This is a genomic window from Hyphomonas polymorpha PS728, from assembly GCF_000685315.1.
Taxonomy (GTDB): domain Bacteria; phylum Pseudomonadota; class Alphaproteobacteria; order Caulobacterales; family Hyphomonadaceae; genus Hyphomonas; species Hyphomonas polymorpha.
On sequence record NZ_ARYM01000014.1, the window covers coordinates 32241 to 51652 of the forward strand.

The following is a 19412-nucleotide window of genomic DNA, read 5'->3' on the forward strand; positions in this document are numbered from 1 at the left end:
TGGTGAAAGCCTGCATTCTCAGCGTATCGGGTCCGGAGTTGACCCCCGGCGAAGCTGCGCTCTTTGCAGCTGAAAACCCGTGGGCCGTGATCCTGATGGGGCGCTCCTGCGTGTCGCGGATGCAGGTGCGCCGGCTGGTAGCAGATATCTGGACCGCCACAGGCCGCGAAACGCTGATCTTCATCGACCAGGAAGGCGGCCGCGTGGCCCGCCTGAAGGCGCCTGAATGGCCGCTGTTCCCGCGTGGTGCCGACTATGCCGCGCTTTATCAGCAGGACAAGGCGCTCGGCCGCGAGGCCACATGGCTCGGCCACCGCCTGATCGCATCCGAGCTGGCTGCGCTTTCCATCCATGCTGATTGCTCCCCGGTCGTCGACCTGCCGGTGCCCGGCGCGCATGACGTGATCGGGGACCGGGCCTTCGGCACAGAGCCCGAGCAGGCCGCAGACCTTGCCCGCGCCGCCCTCGACGGCCTCACCGCTGGCGGCGTTGCGGGCGTCATCAAGCACATTCCCGGTCATGGCCGCTCGGTGGCTGACAGTCATTTGGAACTGCCCCGCGTGACGGCTGGTCAGAACGAACTCGCCAAGGATTTCGACGCCTTCGCCCGCGTCGCCGATGCGCCGATGGCGATGACGGCCCACATCGCCTATGAAGCCTATGATCCCGGCAAGGCCGCCACCGTATCGAGGATCATGATTCAGGACATCATCCGGGGCCGAATCGGCTTTGATGGTCTCCTGATGACGGATGATCTGGGCATGAAGGCGTTGGGCGGCACCCTTACCGAGCGCGCAGCGGCGTCGATCGCGGCGGGCTGCGATGTGCTGCTGCACTGTTCGGGCTTCCTGAAGGAGGCCGATGCCATCCTCGCCGAGATGACCGAAGTGGCCAAGGCCGCGCCGCACCTTTCCGGCAAGGCAGCCGTGCGCGCTGCCGCGGCTGACGCCATCGCGAAGAAGGCCCAGCCTTTTGAGCCGGCGCCTGCCTGGAAGCGGTTTCATGAACTGATCCCCCCGCCGGGAGCCATGGCATGAGCGGCGAAACGATCTCGATTGATGCCCTGTCTGCGGGCGCGGAAGACGCTGAAGGCGTCAACATCTTCAATGTCGAGATCGGCGGCTATGAAGGCCCGCTCCACCTGCTTCTGGAACTCGCCCGCCGCCAGAAGGTGAACCTGCTGCAGATTTCCATGCTGTGCCTGGCTGAGCAGTATCTCGCCTTTGTCGAGGATGCGCGTACGAAGCGGATCGATATTGCGGCAGACTATCTGCTGATGGCCTCCTGGCTTGCCTTCATGAAGTCGCGCCTGCTGCTGCCCAAGCCTGAAGCGCTTGAGGAAGACGAGCCGACGGGCGAGGAAATGGCCGCGCGCCTGTCCTTCCGCCTGAAACGCCTCGAAGCGATGCGCCAGGCCGTGCGAGAACTGGAAGCCGGGCCGGTTCTGGACCGCGTTGTGTTCCTGCGCGGCGAGACCGAGCAGCCCAAGGTTGTGAAGCATACGGAATATACCGCCTCGCTCTACGATCTCTCTACGGCGCTCGGCACCATCCGGGACCGCCGCGAGAAGGAGCGTCCGCATCGGATTGAGCAGCAGCTGGTCCTGCCGCTCGAACAGGCGCGCACGACGCTGCGCGGCCTGCGCGAGCAACTCGATCAATGGGCAAGCCTGGCCGACATCCGCACCGCGATGACCGACATCAACCCCGAAGTGCCCGAACGCTCGGTGACCGCCAGCGTGTTCTCTGCTGCGCTGGAGCTGACGCGCGACGGGGAAGTGGACCTGCGGCAGGACACGCATTTCGCGCCGATCTATATGCGCCGCGTCGCCGCCCGCCCGCCGGAGCTGGCCAAGGCAACAGCGTAGGGTGGACGCCATGATTGACGACACCGCGCACACTCAAAATTCTGAAGATCCGCAGGCAGAGTTTCCTGGCCTGACGACGCCTGCCTTTGAGGGCTCCCGCGAAGAGCTGCTTGCCGAAGGCGTGCGCCGCGCGGAAGCGGTCTTGTTTGCTGCTGGCCAGCCGCTCTCGGCCGAGCAGGTGGCGCAGGTGCTGCCACAGGGCATCGAAGCTGGTGAAGTGCTGATGACGCTGCGCGGCATCTATGCAAAGCGCGGCGTGAACCTTGTTGAGGTGGCAGGGAAGTGGCGCTTCCAGACGGCGCAGGATCTTTCCTGGCTGTTCGTGGAAGAGCGTCAGGTTCAGAAAAAGCTGGGCCAGGCCGCCCTGGAAACGCTCGCCATCATCGCTTATGGCCAGCCGGTGACGCGCGCGGAGATCGAGGCCGTGCGCGGCGTCGCTGTTGCCAAGACCGTGATTGATACGCTTCTGGAAACCGGCTGGGTGCGCACGCGCGGGCGCCGCAAGACGCCGGGCCTGCCGATCTGCTATGGCACGACCGACAAGTTTCTCGAGCATTTCGGCCTCGAAAGCCTGGATACGCTGCCCGGCAAGGCTGATCTTGAAGCTGAAGGGCTGCTCTCCGATGTGATCCCGGCAGGCTTCCAGATGCCCGATGAGGAAGCGCTGACCGAAGATGATGTGCTCATCAATGATCTGGGCGAACTGGCTGATACTGAATCTTTCGTCACGGATTTTGTGACGGAAGAAGAAGTGGCCGCCGAGGAAGGTCCGCTTGCGGAGGAAGTTGCGCCTTCTGAACCTGAGGCGTCCGATGAGGACGAGTTTGAAGAAGACGGGGCCGTCAGTGTGTTCGCCTATACCCGCGCGCCAGAGCGCACGCAGGAAGAGGTCGACGAGTTCGACGGCGCGGACATCAAGGCGGCCGTGATGCGCCTGCGCAAGGAAACGCGCGTGCCTCAGCAGCCCATGGACACCTGGCGCGACGACGAATAGCGCGGGCTGAAAGGAACCTTTCTGTGACGGCTTACGGTGACCTGTCTGTCGATGTGTGGACATGGAACCTTGATATTGATGAGGCTCTGGCGGCCAGGGTCTCCGATTGGCTGACCGCGGAGGAGCGCAAGCGCGCCGCAGCCTTCATAACACCGCAGCTTCAGCGCCGCTGGATCGCTGCGCGGGCCGGGATGAGGGGTATTCTTGCATCGGTGCTCGGTGTTGCGCCGCAAGCGCCTGTCTTTGTCCTTGGCCCTCATGGGCGCCCTGAACTGGCGGGGGGAAATAGTCCGCACTCGTTCAACCTCAGTCACAGCGATGCCCTGGCGGCCTTTTCTGTCAGCGAGGCCGCCGTCGGGGTTGATGTGGAGCGGATCAAGGCGTTGCCCGAAGGCGTGGCAGGGATGGTGTTCTCGAAGACGGAGATCGCGGCGCTGGAGGCAGCGCCGGAAGACGCCCGCGCGGTGGTTTTCTATCGCTACTGGACGGCAAAGGAAGCGGTTCTCAAAGCGCTCGGCACCGGGCTTTCGGTCTCCGGACGAAGTTTTACTATCGACATCTCCCGGCCAGAAACGCCGCGTCTTGTCTCCGCTGACTGGAAGGATGAAGACACTCAGGCCTGGCAACTCGCTGCCTTCCGCCCCGCAGAGGGATTTGCGGGCGCTGTTGCCGTCAGAACGCAGAGGCCGCTGCGCCTCAACCTTCAGTCCTGGTCCTTCGGGGAGTAACGGCCCTGCTCAGGCCTCGGGCGGCGGAAAGCGGAAGCGCATTGGGCTGTCATAGTCGGTGCGGATTTCTTCCTCCCGCGTGCCCCCACCAATATTGTGGATGTAGAGCGCACGATCCGTAAGCGGATCATACCCTGAGAAGATCGCGATATGGGGCAGGCGCCCGCCAAGGCGCATCGTCACAAGGTCGCCCGCTTGCCAGTCTTCCCGCCGCCCCGGCGCTTCGCGTTTCAGGCCCTGCCGGGTGAAATAGCGCTCCAGATTGGGCACGCGGCGATGGTCGATGTTCCGGTCAGCGCGGGCGAGCCCCCATGTTCTCGGATAGCTTGAGAAGTTCGCTTTCATGTCCACATGCACCAGCTGCTGCAGGTCCATATCGAACGCGTCGCGATAGGCGCGGATGACAACATCCGTACACACGCCGGTTTTGCGGGGCACATCGCCGCCGGGATAGTCCAGCGTCACATACGCCGGATCGTAGCCGGTCGTCACGCCGATCTGCGTGCGGGCGGCGCGCAGCAGTTTGTCCGTCCAGTCTCGTGCCGGCTCGGCAAATCCTGCTGCAGGCAGCAAGGGCAGGGCAAGGCCCGTAGCCAGAAGGGCGCGGCGCGTGATCATGATACGGATCAAACCGCGCCCTTGCGGCAGGAATTAGGCGAAGGCGCGGCTAGAACCCGCGAAATTCGGCGACTTCTTCCAGCGGCGCGCGCTCGGCGCGCAGCGTATTGGCCTTCTCGTTCGGGTCCGGCTTGCCCACGGCCACGCCGCACCAGACCATTTCCGTCGGCCCAAGGCCGAAATGTTCTTTCAGCGTCGGGCGCAGGATGCCCCAGCATTCCTGGAAACAGGTGCCCCAGCCGCGCTCTTCAGCCAACAGGGCAAGCGTCTGCAGATACATGCCGGCATGGCCCCATTGGCCATGGCCCATCCGCTCGTCGATGACGAGGAACACCGCCACCGGTGCGCCGAAGAAACGGAAATTGTTGGCAAACCAGCGCAGGCGCCCGGCCTTGTCCTCGCGCGGAATCTCGAGGGCTTCATACAGCATCTCGCCGACGCGGCGGCGGCGCGCTTCGTGGGGTTCCCAAAGGCCCTTGGGATAGATCGGCCGGTCGGTGGGTTCGCCGGCAGGATTGGTGGCGAGCTTGGCCTGGGCGATCTCGATCACCTTGTCCTTCTCCGCGCCGGTGACGACGATGACACGCCAGGGCTGAGTATTGCCGCCCGAAGGCGCGCGCTGGGCTGTCGTCAGCCAGGCTTTGATGTCTTCCAGCGGCAGGGCATCGGGCAGGAACCCGCGCGTGGAAATCCGTTGCTCGACGGCTTGGGTAACGTCCATGAAAAAACCTCCTGTCAGATCTGACAGGAGGTCTAATCAGGTGCCGTGGCGGTCGCCAAGCCTTACTTCGGGTGAAGCACGACCGGCATCCAGGTGTAGCCCTTCACGAAGGCGTTCTGGTTCAGCGACGGTTCGGCCAGCACTTCGACATGCTCGAACCGCTCCATGAGCTCTTCCCAGAGAATGCGCAGCTGCAGCTCGGCCAAGCGGTTGCCCACGCAGCGGTGGATGCCGAAGCCGAAGGAGATGTGGCGGCGGGCTTCCGGACGGTCGATGATATACTCGTTCGGCTTGTCCCAGAAACGCTCGTCCCGGTTGGCCGAGGCATACCACATGGCAACCTGGTCGCCTTTCTTGATGGTCTTGCCGTGCATCTCGACATCTTCCAGCGCGGTGCGGCGCATATAGGCGAGCGGCGTCTGCCAGCGGATCGTCTCGGAAACCATGTTCGGAATGATCGACGGATCAGCCTTCAGCTTCTCGTATTCCTTCGGGAACTTGTTGAGCGCATAGACCGAGGCGGTCATCGAGTTGCGGGTCGTGTCGTTGCCGCCCACGATCAGCAGGATGACGTTGCCGAGCAGTTCCATCGGCGTCATGTTCTTCGTCTTCTCGCCATGGGCCAGAAGGCTCATCAGGTCCGGCTTCAGCGGCTGTTGCTGGCGTTCCTGGAAGATGCCCATGAACGTCATCAGACAGTTCATCATCGTGGCTTTCCACTCTTCCTCACCGCCAGGGCAGATGTCGGGATTGTGCATGCCGGTGGCCACGTCAGACCAGTGCGTCAGGTCGCGGCGGCGCTCGAACGGATAGTCGAACAGCGTGGCCAGCATCATCGTGGTCAGCTCAACGGAAACCTTGTCCACCCAGTCGAACGGCTCGTTGACGGGCAGGCTGTCGAGCAGACCTTGGGTGCGCGAGCGGATCAGCGGCTCGTAGACCTTCAGCATGTCCGGCGCGACGGCGGGCTGAACGGTCTTGCGCTGCTCGGAGTGGCGCGGTTCGTCCATCGCGATGAACATCGGCATTTCAAAGTCGCTGATCGGCGAGCCCAGTGTGATGCCGCCATATTCCCAGCTGGAGGAGAAGCGTTTGTGATCGGTGTCGATCGCCATCACGTCGTCATAGCGGGTGATCGACCAGAACGGGCCGGGGAAGCTGTCCGGGCAATAGTGAACCGGGTCTTCATTACGCAGGCGCTCGAAGCGGTCCCAGTATTTGCCCTGGCGCCACAGCTCGCCATCGATCAGGTCGAGCGTCGTCAGATCGACCTCCGAAGCGGGGGGAATCTCTGCCCCGAAGCGGTAGTTGTGTGGATGGAGCGGTTCGCGCTCCGTCACCTTCGGGCGCTGAAGCGCGGGGTGATTGACGAAAGAAACGGTGTCGGCGGCCATATTCAATCCTCCAGGAATCCCACCCTCTTGGCGGGGCGTATCGCGTCGCTGGGGAAAGTTTTAACACAGGCTTTTTGAAAAAACCATGACGCTTGCGTCATTTTTTTGCGGTTCAGGCAGGATGGCGCTCGGCTCGGGCCGCCAGAAGGGCCTGGCGGAGGGCTTCGGCGAAGGAACTCCGCTCTGTCGGCGTCAGGAAACGGCCAATGATCCAGGCGGTTTTGCCATGCTCGATTCGCAGCCAGCTGGTCGGCCCGGCAGGCTCTTCCAGCTCCACCCGGGCAAAGGCAGAGGGTACTTCTGCGTGCTTTTCCCGGCCTTTGGCATCCTTGTGATGCAGGTGGATGGCTCGGGCGGTTACGGTCACGCGGGTTTCTTCCCGCTGCCGCTTGTAGGAGATGTGGAAAGCCAGCCAGATGGCGGCAATGTCCAGCCCCATGAAGCCCAGGATAGGCCCGGCCCCCATCGACCAGAACATCAGCCCGGTCATAAAAAAGGTGAAGGCGATGGCGGCCATGGCAATGATAAAGCCCTGCCGGCTGAGCGACCGGTTGGGCGTCAGCACCGCGTCCATGTAAACCGTTTCTTCTGCGGGAAGCATACGTTGAAGAGATAACACGCCCTTGCGCCGGGAAAAGGGCGCTCTATGCCTCACATCATGCCAGATGCTGCCAAACCCGCCAAAAAGACCGCCCGCGCCGCCCCGCGCTCGAAATTCACCCGTGCCAAGGCGGCCGAACTGTTCGCCGCGCTGGCTGCAGACCGGCCCGATCCGCGCACCGAGCTGGAGTTCGTCAATCCGTTTACATTGCTGGTGGCCGTCGCCCTCTCGGCGCAGGCCACAGACGTTGGCGTGAACAAGGCCACGCGCAAGCTGTTTGCGGTCGCGGATACACCGGAGAAAATGCTTGCGCTGGGGGAAGCGGGCGTCGCCGGTTACATCAAGACCATCGGGCTCTGGCGCAACAAGGCAAAGAACGTCATCGCGCTCAGCCAGAAGATCCTCGACGAGTTCGGGGGCGAGGTGCCGCGCACCCGCGATGAGCTGACCACCCTGCCGGGCGTCGGCCGCAAGACGGCGAATGTCGTGATGAACGAAGCCTTTGGCGAGCCGACCATTGCTGTCGACACCCATATTTTCCGCGTTTCCAACAGAACGGGGCTCGCGCCGGGCAAAACGCCCGATCATGTCGAGGCGGGCCTTGAGCGCATCACGCCGCTCGAATTCAAGAAGGGCGCCCATCACTGGCTGATCCTGCACGGGCGCTATGTCTGCAAGGCGCGCACACCCGAATGCTGGCATTGTGTGATCGCCGATCTCTGTGCCTTCAAGCCGAAGACGCCAGACCCGGCCGCCCGCGCGGCGCTGGGGCCGAAAAAACCCCGTAAACCACCTTCAGGCGCAATATGAATTGACGTTGGCGTCCGGCTCGGCAAACCTTTTCCAAAGGGTATCGAGAGGGAAGAATGCCATGCGTAACAGGCTCACCAAGGCTGGTTCCATGAAAGCGTTGGCGCTCGCCTTGCTGACCCTTGGCATGCCCGTCTGGTTATCGGCCTGTGGAGGCGGTGGCGGTGGCAGCAGTGGGGGCGGCGCTGCTTCACCGCCACCACCGCCTCCGCCGGTTGCCGGGCCAACCTGGACGCAGGGCGTCTATCAGCCCGCCAGCACGTTCAAGAACCGCTGCGAGGTCCGCCGCGTCGGCCGGGACATCGAAGGCAACACCTATCCCGATGTACAGGGCACCGCGCTGGAAGAGCGTTTCTGGCTGCGCTCATGGACCAACGAGACCTATCTCTGGAACACTGAAGTAACCGACCGGAATCCGGCGAACTTCACCAACCGGCTGGATTATTTCGCCGTGTTGCGCACCTTTGCCACCACCCCGTCGGGCAAGGAGAAAGACGATTTCCATTTCAGTGAGCCTACGGAGGAATATCTGGCCGCCCGCAATGCTGCGCCCACGGCGACCTACGGGGCCAGCTATATTGCGTTCTCGACAACGCCCCCGCGCGATTTCCGTATCCGGTATACAGAGCCGAACTCGCCGGCTTCCACAATGGTCAGCGGCCAACCGAATTTCGAGCGTGGCTCACGCATCCTCCGGATCAACGGCATTGATCTGGTGAGCACGAATTCGCCCTCCGACATCAACCAGCTGAATGCTGCCCTGTTTCCGTCCACGCCCGGCCTGACGAACAGCTTCACCGTGGAAGACCCAGACGGCGCAACCCGCACTGTGTCGCTCACATCGGTGAACCTGTCTTCCAAGCCCGTCAACCGTACCCGGATCATCAGCACGCCCACCGGCAATGTCGGGTATATCCTGTTCAACACGTTCAGCCCCTATGCCAGTGAGCGCGACATCTACGATGCCATGGCGGCCATGCAGACGGCGGGTGTCAGCGATCTGGTGCTGGACCTGCGCTACAATGGGGGCGGCCTCCTCGCCGTGGCGTCCCAGCTCAGCTACATGATCGCCGGCGAAACACGCACGCGCAATCAGGTGTTTGAGCAGCTCCGTTTCAATGCCGCCGCCGGAAACCGCAATCCTGTAACCGGGGCAGTCAATAATCCGATCCCGTTCTATTCAACAGGCGTCGGTTTCACGGTGCCGGATGGAACGCCGCTGCCATCGCTCAACCTGCCGCGTGTCTTTGTCCTGTCTACGGGGTCCACCTGCAGCGCCAGCGAGGCTGTGGTGAACGGCCTGCGCGGCATTGGCGTGGAAGTGATCCTCATCGGCAACACCACCTGCGGAAAGCCTTTCGGTTTCTATCCCACGGACAATTGCGGCGAGACCTACTACACCATCCAGTTCCAGGGCGTGAACGGGCAGGGGTTTGGGGATTATGCCGACGGCTTCATTCCGAACAATTCGGCCGCTTCCTTTGGCGTGCGCCTTCCAGGTTGCCAGGTGAGCGACGACCTCTCGCGCGAGCTGGGCGATGAAAACGAGCGCCTGCTGGCGGCTGCGCTGAGCTATCGCGGGTCGCTGGCCTGCCCGGCGGTATCCGCTCAGGCGACCACGGCTGTGGCGAGTGCGAATGGCAGCGCTGGTTCCGGGGGCATCCCCCTGCGGCCGCCATCGCCCTCCACGCTTGAAACGAACCGCGACATGACCATGCCCCATGGCAGATAGGAGTTAGGTGTCATGAAATACCGTGTCCTGAGTATTTCCATGCTGGCCGGCATTGCGGCCTGCCAGTCCTCGCCCCAGCCTGCGACGCTGACAGACGCCTCTCCGGAAACCCTCTCGGTTCTGACCGGCGTTCTCGCCGCCGCGGTCGACCGCGCCCAGATCCAGCTCGGCCCCGGAGACCTGACAAAGGAGTCGGTCATTTCCGTGCTGCCCCCCAGGCCGGGGCCCCTGGAAGGCAACAGCCCCGCCATGCCGACCATCTTCGACATCGTCCTGATGGACGGGGACTGCTATGTCCGCGAACGCCAGAGCGGGGAAATGTTCCCGCTGACGGGCATTGCCTGCACGCCGGTCGAAGCGAATTAGGCGGCGCCGATCCGTTTCGCCACGGCCGCCGCCATCCGCTCGCCCAAGCCTGGCCCTTCCTTGGGGTAGAGGTAGGGCTCAATCACTTCCAGTTCCATCAGCAGCAAGGCGCCATCTTCCCCGCGCAGCATGTCGACGCGGCCATAGAGCGGCGCCTCATCCAGCGCACTCAGAATGGCGCGCGCGGCAGCAAGATCGTCCGCAGACGGATGCAGCACTTCCTCCCGCCCGCCATAGCTTGACTGGATGCGATAGTCGCCCGGCTGCGCGCGCTTGATCAGCGCATGGCAGAATTCCCCGTCGATGAAGATGAAGGAAAGCTCGCCCTCCTTCTGGATCATCGGCAGGAAGGGCTGCGCCATCATCGGATGTTTCATTTGCGGGATTGCCTCGCCCCGGCTCAGCTTGTGCTGGTCCTTGGCGCCCGCGCCCACCTGCCGCTTGAACACAACCGTATCCGCGCCCAGCGCATCGAACGCGGCCTTCGCTTCGGCCTCCCCGCATGTGTCGAGCCAGAGTGTCGGGATCAGCCTGGCGCCCTTGGCTTCCAGATCGCGCAGATAGGTCTTGCGGGAATTCCAGCGCACGAGGTCTGCCGGATTATAGAGCCGCGTCTGTTTGCCGATGGCGTCCAGCGCGGCGAGGAATTCCTCGAGGCGATCCCAATAGTCCCAGGTTGTGCCGATGATGGCGGCCTCAAACTGGGTCCAGTCCACCTTCGGGTCGTCCCAGCACACATCCACCACTTCCAGGCCGCGCGCGCGGAAAGGGCTGCGCAGGGCGTCCATCATGAAGTCATGCTCGAAAGCATCCGTCCGGCGGATCATGGAGCCCGGAATGGTAACACGGCTGGCAAGATAGGCGACTTTTTTCATGGGAGGGACAGATCGTTTTCGCTGGAGAAAGGGGCAGGCCCCGGCCTGCGCTGCGCTCTAGCGGCCTGCGGGTCTTGTGTCCACGGGCTGTGTCTGGCAAGGCGCGGAACGCCTGAGTTTTAATGAATTTCGAGGAGCCGCCCCCAGTGACCGCAGCAAAATTCGACGTCGTCGGCCTCGGTAATGCGATCGTGGACGTTCTTGCCCGCGCAGACGATGCGTTCCTCACCCGCCATGGCATCCACAAGGACGTCATGCAGCTGATCGAGGAACCGCGCGCCGAAGAGCTGACGGGGCTGGCAAAAGATGCGGTGATCACCTCGGGTGGCTCGGGCGCCAACACGATCGCCGGCCTCTCCAGCTTCGGCGGCAAGGCAGCCTATATCGGCAAGATCTCCAACGATGAGCTCGGCCACCAGTTCATGCGCGAGATGATGAAGGCTGGCGTGCCCTTCCACACGCGCCCGCTGGAAGAGGGCCCGGCAACGGCCCGCTCGATCATCTTCGTCACCGATGACGGCCACCGTTCCATGAACACCTTCCTCGGGGCTTCGGTCCTCTTCTCGAAGGAAGATGTCGATGCCGACCTCGTGCGCAGCGGGCAGATCCTTTATCTTGAAGGCTATCTGTTTGACCGCGACGAGGCCAAGGAAGCCTTCGTTCATGCCGCCGAGATTGCCAAGGCGGCCGGCCGCAAGGTCGCCGTCACCCTGTCCGACAAGTTCTGCGTTGACCGGCACCGGGCCAGCTTCCGCCACCTCGTGAAGGGTTTTGCCGACATCGTGTTCGCCAATGAAGCTGAGCTTCTCTCACTTTACGAAACCGAAGATTTCGATGCGGCCCTGAAGGCGCTGCACGCCGATTGTGCGGTCGCGGCGGTTACCCGGAGCGAGAAAGGCTCCATCGTGTTCGGCGATGGCGATCCGATCATGATCCCGGCTGAGCCTGTGGACGCTGTAGTCGATACCACCGGAGCGGGCGATCAGTATGCCGCTGGTTTCCTCTTTGGTGTGGCCCGCGGCCTGCCGCTCGCCACCTGCGCGCGTCTTGGCCATATCGCGGCGGCTGAAGTGATCGGTCATATCGGCCCGCGCCCCGCCGTCTCCTACAGCGATCTGGCCGAAGCCGCCGGTATTCGGGTTTAGGGTACGGATTATTCCTGAAACCTAGCGTTTCTTTCTGGAACTTTCGTTTATCTGCGGTACAGTTGCCGCATGAAATGGTCAGAACTGAACGATAACTGGTGCCCGGTCGCGCGGACCCTGTCCGTCGTTGGAGACCGTTGGACTCTGCTGATCCTGCGGGATTGTTTCCTCGGCAAAACCAAGTTCGAGGAGTTTGCCGAGTCAGGGGGCATGACCCGGCATATCCTGGCAGACCGGCTCAAACGCCTGGTCGAAGTGGGTATCCTGGAGCGCCGCGCCTATTCCACTTCGCCAAAACGCTACGATTATGTGCTGACCGCCAAGGGCGAGGAGCTGCGCCCCGCCCTGACGATCATGAAGGAATGGGGCAAGAAACACCTGCCCATCCGCCGCGCCGCCCTGGAAGGCTGACCGCCGGGGCCGCCCGGCATCAAACCGGATAGCGCAGGATAGCGCCCACCGAGCGCCCGCCGGGAACTTCGCCGGCGCGCACGGCAAACACCTTGCCGCCATTGACGATCACCCGGCGCGCCACTTCATCCACCAGCCGGTAGTTGTCTGCCGTATCCGCCTTGGCGAAGGTCACATGGCCCTTGTCGTCAATCAGGCCGGGGCGGGTGTCGTTCATATCTGCAAACAGCGTGTCCACCGCTCCATAGGTCGCGGCGCGGGCCACATCGGTCAGGTCGGTTGCCGTCCGGCCGTTTGAGGAATGCTGCTCGAACACCTGCGCTGCCTTGAACAGGTCTTCAGCATACACACCATCCAGAACCGGTACGGAGAGGCGTGCCAGCTCATTGTCTTTCACGGCGTCCGGGCTGACGCGGATCTGGTCATGCGCCATCCGGTGATAGGTATTCACATGCGGATAGAGATGCGCCAGCGGATCAACAGCGGCGACGATCAGCGGCGTATCCCGTCCCGCCAGGATGGGGCGCAGGGCCGCATCAATCGCCCGCAGGTATGAGAGGTGACGGATCCGCTGTCCTTCCTCGCCATGAATCCGGGTGAAGGAAGATTTGTCGTTGATCGTCGTTTTGCCCGCATGGCTTGCCGCGTCCTTCGGCAGGCCCGGCACCTTCACCTTCTTTGCCGGCATGTCGGAAAACACCTGCACCAGCCGCACGCCTTTCTCAGACAGCGCCAGAACAAACGCTTCGTGCGGAAAGGTCACCGCGCGCATGAGCGGCAGCAGGTGAAACCGGTCGGCCACCTCCGTTGAGGGCGCCAGCTTGTTGGCCAGCCGGAAGCTGGTTACGCCTGAAGGGGTGGCAAATACAGCCAGGCTGTTTGCCTGCACGCGCCAGAAATGGTCGTCCTCGGCAAGGTGCAGCAGGGCGATCTCGGCGAGGCCGACTTCCCGCTTGGCGTGGCCCGCTGCGCGCGCCTGATCGGCCGCTTCACTGATCAGATGACGGAATTTCAGCCGCGCTTCCCCAATGCGCTGGGTCAGCGGGGTCGTCGGTACATAGATGGAGATGCACACATCCCCGCGCGCGGCATTCAGCCGGGCAATATCCTGAGGGGTTGGGGTATCCACATACAGCATGACAAGGCCTCCCGTTGATCTGCTTCAACGTGAGAACAGTTCATTCCGAAGGGGACGCCTCTCAATAAGGAAAACTACGGATCGGCCTAGAGGATAAACTTCGAGAGGTCCGCATTCCCCGCCAGCGTGCTGACTTTTTCGTCCACATAGCTCGCCGTGATCACAAAGGTCTCGCCGGCCTTGTCCGGAGCGTCGAAGCTGATTTCATCCAGCAGGCGCTCGAGGATCGTCTGCAGGCGGCGGGCACCGATATTCTCGATGGTCTTGTTCACCGCTTCGGCAAGGTCCGCGATCCGGTCGATGGCGGCGTCCTCAAAGGTCAGGGTCACGTTTTCGGCTGCCATCAGCGCTTCATACTGGCGGATGAGGCTCGCCTGCGGTTCCACCAGGATGCGGCGCAGGTCGTCCCGCGTCAGCGGCTCCAATTCCACCCGGATCGGCAACCGCCCCTGCAGTTCGGGCAGCAGGTCGGACGGCTTGGAAACGTGAAACGCGCCCGAAGCGATAAACAGGATATGATCGGTTTTCACCGCGCCGCGCTTGGTCGAAACGGTGGTGCCTTCGATCAGGGGCAAGAGGTCGCGCTGCACGCCTTCGCGGCTTACATCCGCGCCGCCCCGGTCCTTGCGCGCGGCAATCTTGTCGATCTCGTCGAGGAACACGATTCCGTCTTCCTCCACAGCCGAAACCGCCTCGCGCACGATCTGGTCTTCATCCACCAGCTTGTCGGCTTCCTCGGTCACCAGCGGCTTTGCCGCCTCGCGCACGGTCGTCCGTACACGGCGCGTGCGCCCTCCCATGGCCTTGCCCAGCATGTCGCCCAGATTGATCATGCTCATCGATCCGCCCTGTCCGGGGATGTCCAGCATCTGCATGGGATTGTTCGTGTCGGCAAAGTCGATGTCGACTTCCTTGTCGTCCAGCTCTCCCGCGCGCAGCTTGCGGCGGAACACTTCGCGGGTAGAGGCCTGTGCTTCGGCGCCGACGAGGGCGTCCAGCAGGCGTTCCTCGGCCTTGTCGCGCGCGGCCTGTTCCACACCTGCCCGCTTCTGCTCGCGGATCATGGAAACGGCTGCCTCCACCAGATCCCGCACGATCTGCTCCACATCCCGTCCCACATAGCCCACCTCGGTGAACTTCGTGGCTTCCACCTTCAGGAAAGGCGCATTGGCAAGGCGCGCGAGGCGGCGGGAAACCTCGGTCTTGCCCACGCCCGTCGGCCCGATCATCAGGATATTCTTGGGCGTGATCTCGCCGCGCAGGTTTTCCGGCGCCTGCTTGCGCCGCCAGCGGTTGCGCAGGGCAATGGCCACGGCGCGCTTGGCGGCGTTCTGGCCAACGATGTGGCGGTCAAGTTCGGCAACGATTTCTCGGGGCGTCAGGTGTTTCATGAAGTCCGTTTCGTCTGTCTCTGCCTGGCACCTCTGAGGGCGGCGCCGAGGGAGGTTCATTGAAGAAAGAGGCGGTCTCGTTGGAGAAACCGTTGGAGTTTTTCGCCAGCGCCTAAACGTCCAGCGTTTCCACACTGAAATGGCTGTTGGTGTAGACGCAGATATCGGCAGCAATCTGCATCGCCTTGCGGCCGATCACTTCGGCGTCATTCTCATAGTCATAGAGGCCGCGGGCCGCTGCCAGCGCATAATTGCCGCCTGAGCCAATGGACACGACCGGATGTTCCGGCTCCAGCACATCGCCCGCCCCGGTAATCACCAGCGTGCTGTGCTTGTCCGCCACGATCAGCAGGGCTTCAAGTTTCTGGAGGTATTTCTCCGTCCGCCAGTCCTTGGCCAGCTCCACAGCGGCTCGTTGCAACTGGTCGGGGAAGCGTTCCAGCTTCGCCTCCAGGCGCTCGAACAGGGTGAACGCATCGGCAGTCGCCCCGGCAAAACCGGCAAGAATCGCCCCGCCGGCAATCCGGCGCACCTTGCGGGCATTGCCCTTCATTATGGTCTGGCCCATCGACACCTGTCCGTCGCTGAGCATCACGAGTTTGCCATTCTTGCGCACGGCGAGCACCGTCGTTCCGTGCCAGATGGCCTTTGAATCCTGAGGGTTAGTCATCCAGAACACATGGCGTCTTTGAGGGGCGCGCGCAATAGAGGGTGACTGCGGCAGGAAATACAGAAGATTGTCACATAACTGTCGCGGCCTTCTTCTATTTGGGGCACCGGATCACCCCCGGAAGGAAGTTCATGCTTCAGCAGCTCGGTCACTTGCCCATGGGCTGGCTACTGATCGCTCTGATTGCGGTCTTTGCGTCTGTAGCGTTTTTTGTCGGCCGTATCGGCGCCGAGCGCATTCTGCTTTCCGGCGCGCCGGCGCTGCATTCCCGGCCGAATTATCATGGCTATTTCGTTGCCATGTGGGCTGTCGTTCCGGCGGTTCTGGTGGCGCTGGCCTACGCAGTGGGCGCCGAGCCTTTTGCCCGCGGCCAGCTGACGAGCGAACTGCCACCCGCCTTTGACCTGCTCTCCGCGCCGGAGCTGCAAACCTATCTCGACTCGGTGTCTCTGGCCGCCCGTTCTTCCGATTATGCCGGAACCGATCTCGTCTTCACGGCGGTCACCAATCGTTATCTGGAGATCATCGGCGGCCTCAACATTGGCGTGCTGGCCGTGATGGGGATCAGCGCCTTCCTGGGGCTTCTGTTCGCCCGCCGCCGCCTCGCCGCCAGCTTCCGGGCCCGCTCGCTGGTCGAGCGGGGTATGGAAGGCGTGCTGTTCCTCTGCGCGGTCGTCGCCATCGCCACCACCGCCGGCATTGTCATCTCGCTCCTCTATGAGAGCATCCAGTTCTTCAGCGTCATCCCGATCTGGGATTTCCTCTTCGGCACCCGCTGGAATGCGCAGACCGAAGCGGAGTTCGGCGCCCTGCCGCTGTTCTTCGGCACGTTCATGATCGCCCTGATCGCCATGTTCGTGGCCGCGCCCATCGGCCTCTTCTCCGCGATCTACCTCTCCGAATATGCCGGGCCCAAAGCGCGCGCCTGGATCAAGCCGATCCTCGAAATCCTCGCCGGTATCCCGACGGTGGTGTACGGCTTCTTCGCGCTGCTGGTTGTGGCGCCGGCCGTGCGATCCATCGCGCTCTGGATCAACGAGACGCTGATCAATGTCGGCCTCACCAGCGAGCCGCTGCTGGCCGCCCAGCCCACCAGCGCGCTCGCAGCCGGTCTCGTCATGGGCATCATGGTCATTCCGTTCGTCTCCTCCCTGTCGGATGACGTGATCAACGCCGTGCCGCAAACCCTGCGCGATGGCGCCTATGCCTTGGGCGCCACCAAGTCCGAAACGGTCCGCAATGTGGTCGTGCCTGCAGCGCTTCCGGGCATCATCGCCGCGCTGTTGCTGGCGGTTTCCCGCGCCATTGGCGAAACGATGATCGTCGTGATGGCGGCCGGCAAGAGCGCCCGCATCTCGATGGACCCGACCTCTGACCTCACCACCATCACCGTCCAGATCGTCTCCCTGATGACCGGCGAAACCGGCTTTGACGATCCCAAGACACTCTCCGCCTTTGCGCTCGGCCTCGTTCTCTTCGCCGTAACGCTGCTCTTCAACGTGATCGCCCTGCGCGTCGTCCAGAAATACCGGGAAAAGTATGACTGATCCGGCCGCCTCCGCTTTCTCCACGCCTGAAGCGCTCAAGCGCCTCAAGCGCCGCCGCGCCGCCGATGTGCGCTTCCGTTACTACGGGCTCGGCGCCATTTTCCTGGCTTTGGGCGCGCTGCTGCTGCTGGTCCTGTCCATCGGCTCGCAGGCAGTCTCTGCGGCGACCTACCATGTCGTGCGCTATGACATCACGCTGGATCCGGCTGTCATCACACCGCCAGGCGAAACATCGCCCGAGGACATCGCCCGTAATGTGGATGGCTTCTGGGAGCTGGCCCGCGACAACCTCCTGACAACCTTCCCGGAGGCGGACCGTGACCGCACCAGCCGCACCGCCGTTTCCGAATTCATCACCCGCCTGGCCGTCTTGCCGACTGCGCGTAAGGTCGCGTCCCGGCCCGAGATGGTGGGCAACGACATCACGCTCACCGCGCCGCTCAATGACGACCTTGATCTCTATCTGAAGGGCCAGGCCTTTCCGGAGCGCCGGGTGCGCATCGGAGCCATCACGGCTGTCACCGCGCAGGAGGACGGCTTCGCTGGCCTCGAAGGGCAGGGCGCGTTCGCTCCGATCCTCACGGCGCTGACATCGCTTCAGTCCGATGGCGTCAGCATGGATGAGGGCTCAATTCTGCTCACCGCGGGCGGGGCCACCGGCCGCCTGCGCGACGTTCAGGCCGGCACAGCCCGCCTCGAACTCCTCACCGGTTCGCTCGACGCCTTCCGCAATAGCCCGGCGACCGCCCGTCTCATCGCTCTGCCCGAAGCCCAGCGCGTGGTGTCCGATCAGCAGATTGCCTGGACGCTCGCCCTGAAAGAGATGGGCCGCATCTCCCGCGTGCCGCGCTGGAGCCTGCTGACCAACTCGGACTCCACCTATCCCGAACTTGCCGGCGGCCTTGCGGCGCTCGTCGGGTCGCTGTTCACGATGCTGGTTACCGCGCTCGTCGCCATTCCGATCGGTATTCTGGCTGCGGTCTATCTGGAAGAGTTTGCCCCGAAGAACCGCCTGACCGATTTCATCGAGGTCAACATCAATAACCTCGCCGCTGTGCCGTCCATTGTGTTCGGTCTGCTCGGCGCGGCGGTTTATATCAACTTCCTCGGCATGCCGCGCTCGGCCCCGCTGGTTGGCGGTCTTGTGCTGGCGCTGATGACGTTCCCGGTGGTGATCATCGCCTCGCGCGCGGCGCTGAAGGCTGTGCCGCCTTCGGTGCGCTCGGGCGCGCTGGCCATCGGCGCGTCGCAGATGCAGACGGTGTTCCACCATGTTGTGCCGCTGGCAGCGCCAGGCATTCTCACCGGCGCCATCCTCGGCATGGCCCGCGCGCTGGGGGAAACTGCCCCGCTGCTGCTGATCGGCATGGTCGCCTTCGTCGGCGATGTGCCAACCGGGCCCACCGACGAATCCACCGTCATGCCGGTGCTGATCTTCACCTGGGCAAACAACGCAGAGCGCGCCTGGGAACCGATGACCTCGGCGATGATTGTTGTCCTCCTTGCTGTTCTTTTGCTGATGAACGGGTTGGTGGTATTCTTGAGACGAAAGTACGAGCGGAGATGGTAATGGATACCGATCACACACCACAGGCCGCCGGTTCCGTGCTGGCCCCCGCTGCCGATGCGCCCCCGGCCGCCGCCCCGCGGATCGATTGCCGGGACATCAAGGTGTTCTATGGCGCCACCCAGGCCATCCATGGCGTATCCATGTCCTTTCCGGACCGGGCCGTCACGGCGCTCATCGGTCCCTCGGGCTGCGGCAAGTCCACCTTCCTGCGCTGCCTCAACCGCATGAACGACACCATCGAGAACTGCCGCGTCGAAGGGCAGATCCTGATGGACGGGCAGGACATCAACGATCCCTCGATTGATGCCGTGCTGCTTCGCTCACGTGTCGGCATGGTGTTCCAGAAGCCGAACCCTTTTCCGAAATCGATTTACGACAACATCGCCTACGGCCCCCGCATCCATGGCCTTGCCACCAGCCGGGAAGATCTTGACGCGATCGTCGAGAAATCCCTCAGCCGCGCTGGCCTGTGGGATGAGGTGAAGGACCGCCTCCAGGCGCCCGGCACCAGCCTGTCGGGCGGCCAGCAGCAGCGTCTCTGCATCGCGCGCGCCATTGCCGTGCGCCCGGAAGTCATCCTGATGGATGAGCCTTGCTCGGCGCTTGATCCCGTGGCCACCGCCCGCATCGAGGAATTGATCGACGAGCTGCGCAAGCGCTACTGCATCGTCATCGTCACCCACTCCATGCAGCAGGCTGCCCGCGTCAGCCAGCGTACCGCCTTCTTCCACCTCGGCAACTTGATCGAGATGGGCGAGACAGAACAGATCTTCACAAACCCCCGCGAAAAGCGCACCGAAGACTATATCACCGGCCGGTTCGGCTGAGGGAGGA

20 protein-coding genes are annotated in these 19412 nt (G+C 63.1%); 12 read left to right on the top strand and 8 right to left on the bottom strand.

Translation table 11 applies throughout. From position 1 onward, the window contains the following. The first annotated feature begins 2 nt into the window (after positions 1-2). Genes nagZ through HPO_RS12590 form a run of 4 tightly spaced genes read left to right on the top strand, consistent with a single transcriptional unit; the run spans position 3 to position 3589 of the window. Positions 3-1037: a beta-N-acetylhexosaminidase gene (gene nagZ / locus HPO_RS12575; protein WP_035599529.1), complete on the top strand. Its 1035-nt coding sequence runs from the start codon at positions 3-5 to the stop codon at positions 1035-1037. Further along, positions 1034-1867 carry a segregation and condensation protein A gene (locus tag HPO_RS12580; protein ID WP_035599343.1) on the top strand — a complete coding sequence of 278 codons (834 nt, stop codon included), beginning with the start codon at positions 1034-1036 and terminating at the stop codon, positions 1865-1867. The genes nagZ and HPO_RS12580 overlap by 4 nt, the downstream gene beginning before the upstream one ends. A 10-nt stretch (positions 1868-1877) precedes the next feature. Then, positions 1878-2861, top strand: coding sequence for an SMC-Scp complex subunit ScpB (scpB, locus tag HPO_RS12585; protein WP_084324318.1), 984 nt, complete (start codon positions 1878-1880; stop codon positions 2859-2861). Positions 2862-2884: 23 nt separating this feature from the next. Next, positions 2885-3589 (top strand): 4'-phosphopantetheinyl transferase family protein, encoded by a 705-nt coding sequence (locus HPO_RS12590; RefSeq protein WP_051612590.1) that lies wholly within the window; start codon positions 2885-2887, stop codon positions 3587-3589. A gap of 9 nt (positions 3590-3598) precedes the next feature. Here HPO_RS12590 and HPO_RS12595 read toward each other — a convergent pair whose 3' ends face one another. The 4 genes from HPO_RS12595 to HPO_RS12610 form a co-directional block, all read right to left on the bottom strand. Beyond that, the gene (locus tag HPO_RS12595) at positions 3599-4207 is read right to left on the bottom strand and encodes a DUF1287 domain-containing protein (RefSeq protein ID WP_035599535.1); all 609 of its coding nucleotides are present in this window, start codon (positions 4205-4207) and stop codon (positions 3599-3601) included. Positions 4208-4256: 49 nt separating this feature from the next. Then, on the bottom strand, positions 4257-4928 hold the full coding sequence (locus HPO_RS12600) for a nitroreductase (RefSeq protein WP_035599345.1): 672 nt from the start codon (positions 4926-4928) through the stop codon (positions 4257-4259). 62 nt (positions 4929-4990) lie between these two features. Beyond that, entirely contained in the window at positions 4991-6322 is a 1332-nt protein-coding gene (locus HPO_RS12605) for a cytochrome P450 (RefSeq protein WP_241767914.1), read from the bottom strand. 112 nt (positions 6323-6434) lie between these two features. After that, positions 6435-6896 (bottom strand): DUF2244 domain-containing protein, encoded by a 462-nt coding sequence (locus HPO_RS12610; RefSeq protein ID WP_162174043.1) that lies wholly within the window; start codon positions 6894-6896, stop codon positions 6435-6437. A gap of 72 nt (positions 6897-6968) precedes the next feature. Here HPO_RS12610 and nth point away from each other — a divergent pair, with 72 nt between their 5' ends. The 3 genes from nth (at position 6969) to HPO_RS12625 (ending at position 9831) form a co-directional block, all read left to right on the top strand. Continuing rightward, positions 6969-7733, top strand: coding sequence for an endonuclease III (gene nth, locus HPO_RS12615; RefSeq protein WP_035599351.1), 765 nt, complete (start codon positions 6969-6971; stop codon positions 7731-7733). 61 nt (positions 7734-7794) lie between these two features. Continuing rightward, positions 7795-9465: a S41 family peptidase gene (locus tag HPO_RS12620; RefSeq protein ID WP_051612591.1), complete on the top strand. Its 1671-nt coding sequence runs from the start codon at positions 7795-7797 to the stop codon at positions 9463-9465. Positions 9466-9477: 12 nt separating this feature from the next. Further along, complete coding sequence (locus tag HPO_RS12625; RefSeq protein ID WP_035599354.1) at positions 9478-9831, top strand: hypothetical protein; 354 nt, start codon at positions 9478-9480, stop codon at positions 9829-9831. Here the strand turns inward: HPO_RS12625 and HPO_RS12630 are convergent. Beyond that, positions 9828-10706: an ATP-grasp domain-containing protein gene (locus tag HPO_RS12630; protein ID WP_035599358.1), complete on the bottom strand. Its 879-nt coding sequence runs from the start codon at positions 10704-10706 to the stop codon at positions 9828-9830. The genes HPO_RS12625 and HPO_RS12630 overlap by 4 nt on opposite strands. Before the next feature lie 146 nt (positions 10707-10852). On the opposite strand from HPO_RS12630, the gene HPO_RS12635 reads away from it, so the two are divergent. Both HPO_RS12635 and HPO_RS12640 read left to right on the top strand, forming a co-directional pair. Further along, the gene (locus HPO_RS12635) at positions 10853-11851 is read left to right on the top strand and encodes an adenosine kinase (protein WP_157532812.1); all 999 of its coding nucleotides are present in this window, start codon (positions 10853-10855) and stop codon (positions 11849-11851) included. Between the two features lie 69 nt (positions 11852-11920). Further along, positions 11921-12262 carry a winged helix-turn-helix transcriptional regulator gene (locus HPO_RS12640; protein ID WP_035599363.1) on the top strand — a complete coding sequence of 114 codons (342 nt, stop codon included), beginning with the start codon at positions 11921-11923 and terminating at the stop codon, positions 12260-12262. A 19-nt stretch (positions 12263-12281) separates the two neighbouring features. Here the strand turns inward: HPO_RS12640 and HPO_RS20725 are convergent, their stop codons facing one another. The 3 genes from HPO_RS20725 to hslV form a co-directional block, all read right to left on the bottom strand. Then, positions 12282-13400 (bottom strand): baeRF11 domain-containing protein, encoded by a 1119-nt coding sequence (locus tag HPO_RS20725; protein WP_035599366.1) that lies wholly within the window; start codon positions 13398-13400, stop codon positions 12282-12284. 86 nt (positions 13401-13486) lie between these two features. Beyond that, positions 13487-14791, bottom strand: a complete 1305-nt coding sequence (hslU, locus tag HPO_RS12650) for an ATP-dependent protease ATPase subunit HslU (RefSeq protein WP_035599369.1) — start codon at positions 14789-14791, stop codon at positions 13487-13489. A gap of 112 nt (positions 14792-14903) precedes the next feature. Continuing rightward, the gene (gene hslV / locus HPO_RS12655; protein ID WP_035599541.1) at positions 14904-15461 is read right to left on the bottom strand and encodes an ATP-dependent protease subunit HslV; all 558 of its coding nucleotides are present in this window, start codon (positions 15459-15461) and stop codon (positions 14904-14906) included. A 131-nt stretch (positions 15462-15592) separates the two neighbouring features. Between hslV and pstC the strand changes: the two genes are divergently transcribed. The 3 genes from pstC to pstB are packed head-to-tail and all read left to right on the top strand — an operon-like array spanning position 15593 to position 19405. After that, positions 15593-17008, top strand: coding sequence for a phosphate ABC transporter permease subunit PstC (gene pstC, locus HPO_RS12660; RefSeq protein ID WP_084324312.1), 1416 nt, complete (start codon positions 15593-15595; stop codon positions 17006-17008). Continuing rightward, on the top strand, positions 17001-18578 hold the full coding sequence (gene pstA / locus HPO_RS12665) for a phosphate ABC transporter permease PstA (protein ID WP_035599375.1): 1578 nt from the start codon (positions 17001-17003) through the stop codon (positions 18576-18578). The genes pstC and pstA overlap by 8 nt, the downstream gene beginning before the upstream one ends. Next, positions 18578-19405 (top strand): phosphate ABC transporter ATP-binding protein PstB, encoded by an 828-nt coding sequence (gene pstB / locus HPO_RS12670; RefSeq protein WP_035599378.1) that lies wholly within the window; start codon positions 18578-18580, stop codon positions 19403-19405. The genes pstA and pstB overlap by 1 nt, the downstream gene beginning before the upstream one ends. Positions 19406-19412 lie beyond the last annotated feature (7 nt).

Bases quoted from the DNA above. Each gene is read 5' to 3' on its own strand.
- hslV (WP_035599541.1), bottom strand. From the start codon at position 15,461: ATGACTAACCCTCAGGATTCAAAGGCCATCTGGCACGGAACGACGGTG.
- nth (WP_035599351.1), top strand. From the start codon at position 6,969: ATGCCTCACATCATGCCAGATGCTGCCAAACCCGCCAAAAAGACCGCC.
- HPO_RS20725 (WP_035599366.1), bottom strand. From the start codon at position 13,400: ATGCTGTATGTGGATACCCCAACCCCTCAGGATATTGCCCGGCTGAAT.
- HPO_RS12625 (WP_035599354.1), top strand. From the start codon at position 9,478: ATGAAATACCGTGTCCTGAGTATTTCCATGCTGGCCGGCATTGCGGCC.
- HPO_RS12610 (WP_162174043.1), bottom strand. From the start codon at position 6,896: ATGGACGCGGTGCTGACGCCCAACCGGTCGCTCAGCCGGCAGGGCTTT.
- pstC (WP_084324312.1), top strand. From the start codon at position 15,593: ATGCTTCAGCAGCTCGGTCACTTGCCCATGGGCTGGCTACTGATCGCT.
- HPO_RS12630 (WP_035599358.1), bottom strand. From the start codon at position 10,706: ATGAAAAAAGTCGCCTATCTTGCCAGCCGTGTTACCATTCCGGGCTCC.
- hslU (WP_035599369.1), bottom strand. From the start codon at position 14,791: ATGAAACACCTGACGCCCCGAGAAATCGTTGCCGAACTTGACCGCCAC.
- HPO_RS12605 (WP_241767914.1), bottom strand. From the start codon at position 6,322: ATGGCCGCCGACACCGTTTCTTTCGTCAATCACCCCGCGCTTCAGCGC.
- HPO_RS12580 (WP_035599343.1), top strand. From the start codon at position 1,034: ATGAGCGGCGAAACGATCTCGATTGATGCCCTGTCTGCGGGCGCGGAA.
- HPO_RS12620 (WP_051612591.1), top strand. From the start codon at position 7,795: ATGCGTAACAGGCTCACCAAGGCTGGTTCCATGAAAGCGTTGGCGCTC.
- scpB (WP_084324318.1), top strand. From the start codon at position 1,878: ATGATTGACGACACCGCGCACACTCAAAATTCTGAAGATCCGCAGGCA.
- HPO_RS12595 (WP_035599535.1), bottom strand. From the start codon at position 4,207: ATGATCACGCGCCGCGCCCTTCTGGCTACGGGCCTTGCCCTGCCCTTG.
- HPO_RS12600 (WP_035599345.1), bottom strand. From the start codon at position 4,928: ATGGACGTTACCCAAGCCGTCGAGCAACGGATTTCCACGCGCGGGTTC.
- pstA (WP_035599375.1), top strand. From the start codon at position 17,001: ATGACTGATCCGGCCGCCTCCGCTTTCTCCACGCCTGAAGCGCTCAAG.
- HPO_RS12640 (WP_035599363.1), top strand. From the start codon at position 11,921: ATGAAATGGTCAGAACTGAACGATAACTGGTGCCCGGTCGCGCGGACC.
- pstB (WP_035599378.1), top strand. From the start codon at position 18,578: ATGGATACCGATCACACACCACAGGCCGCCGGTTCCGTGCTGGCCCCC.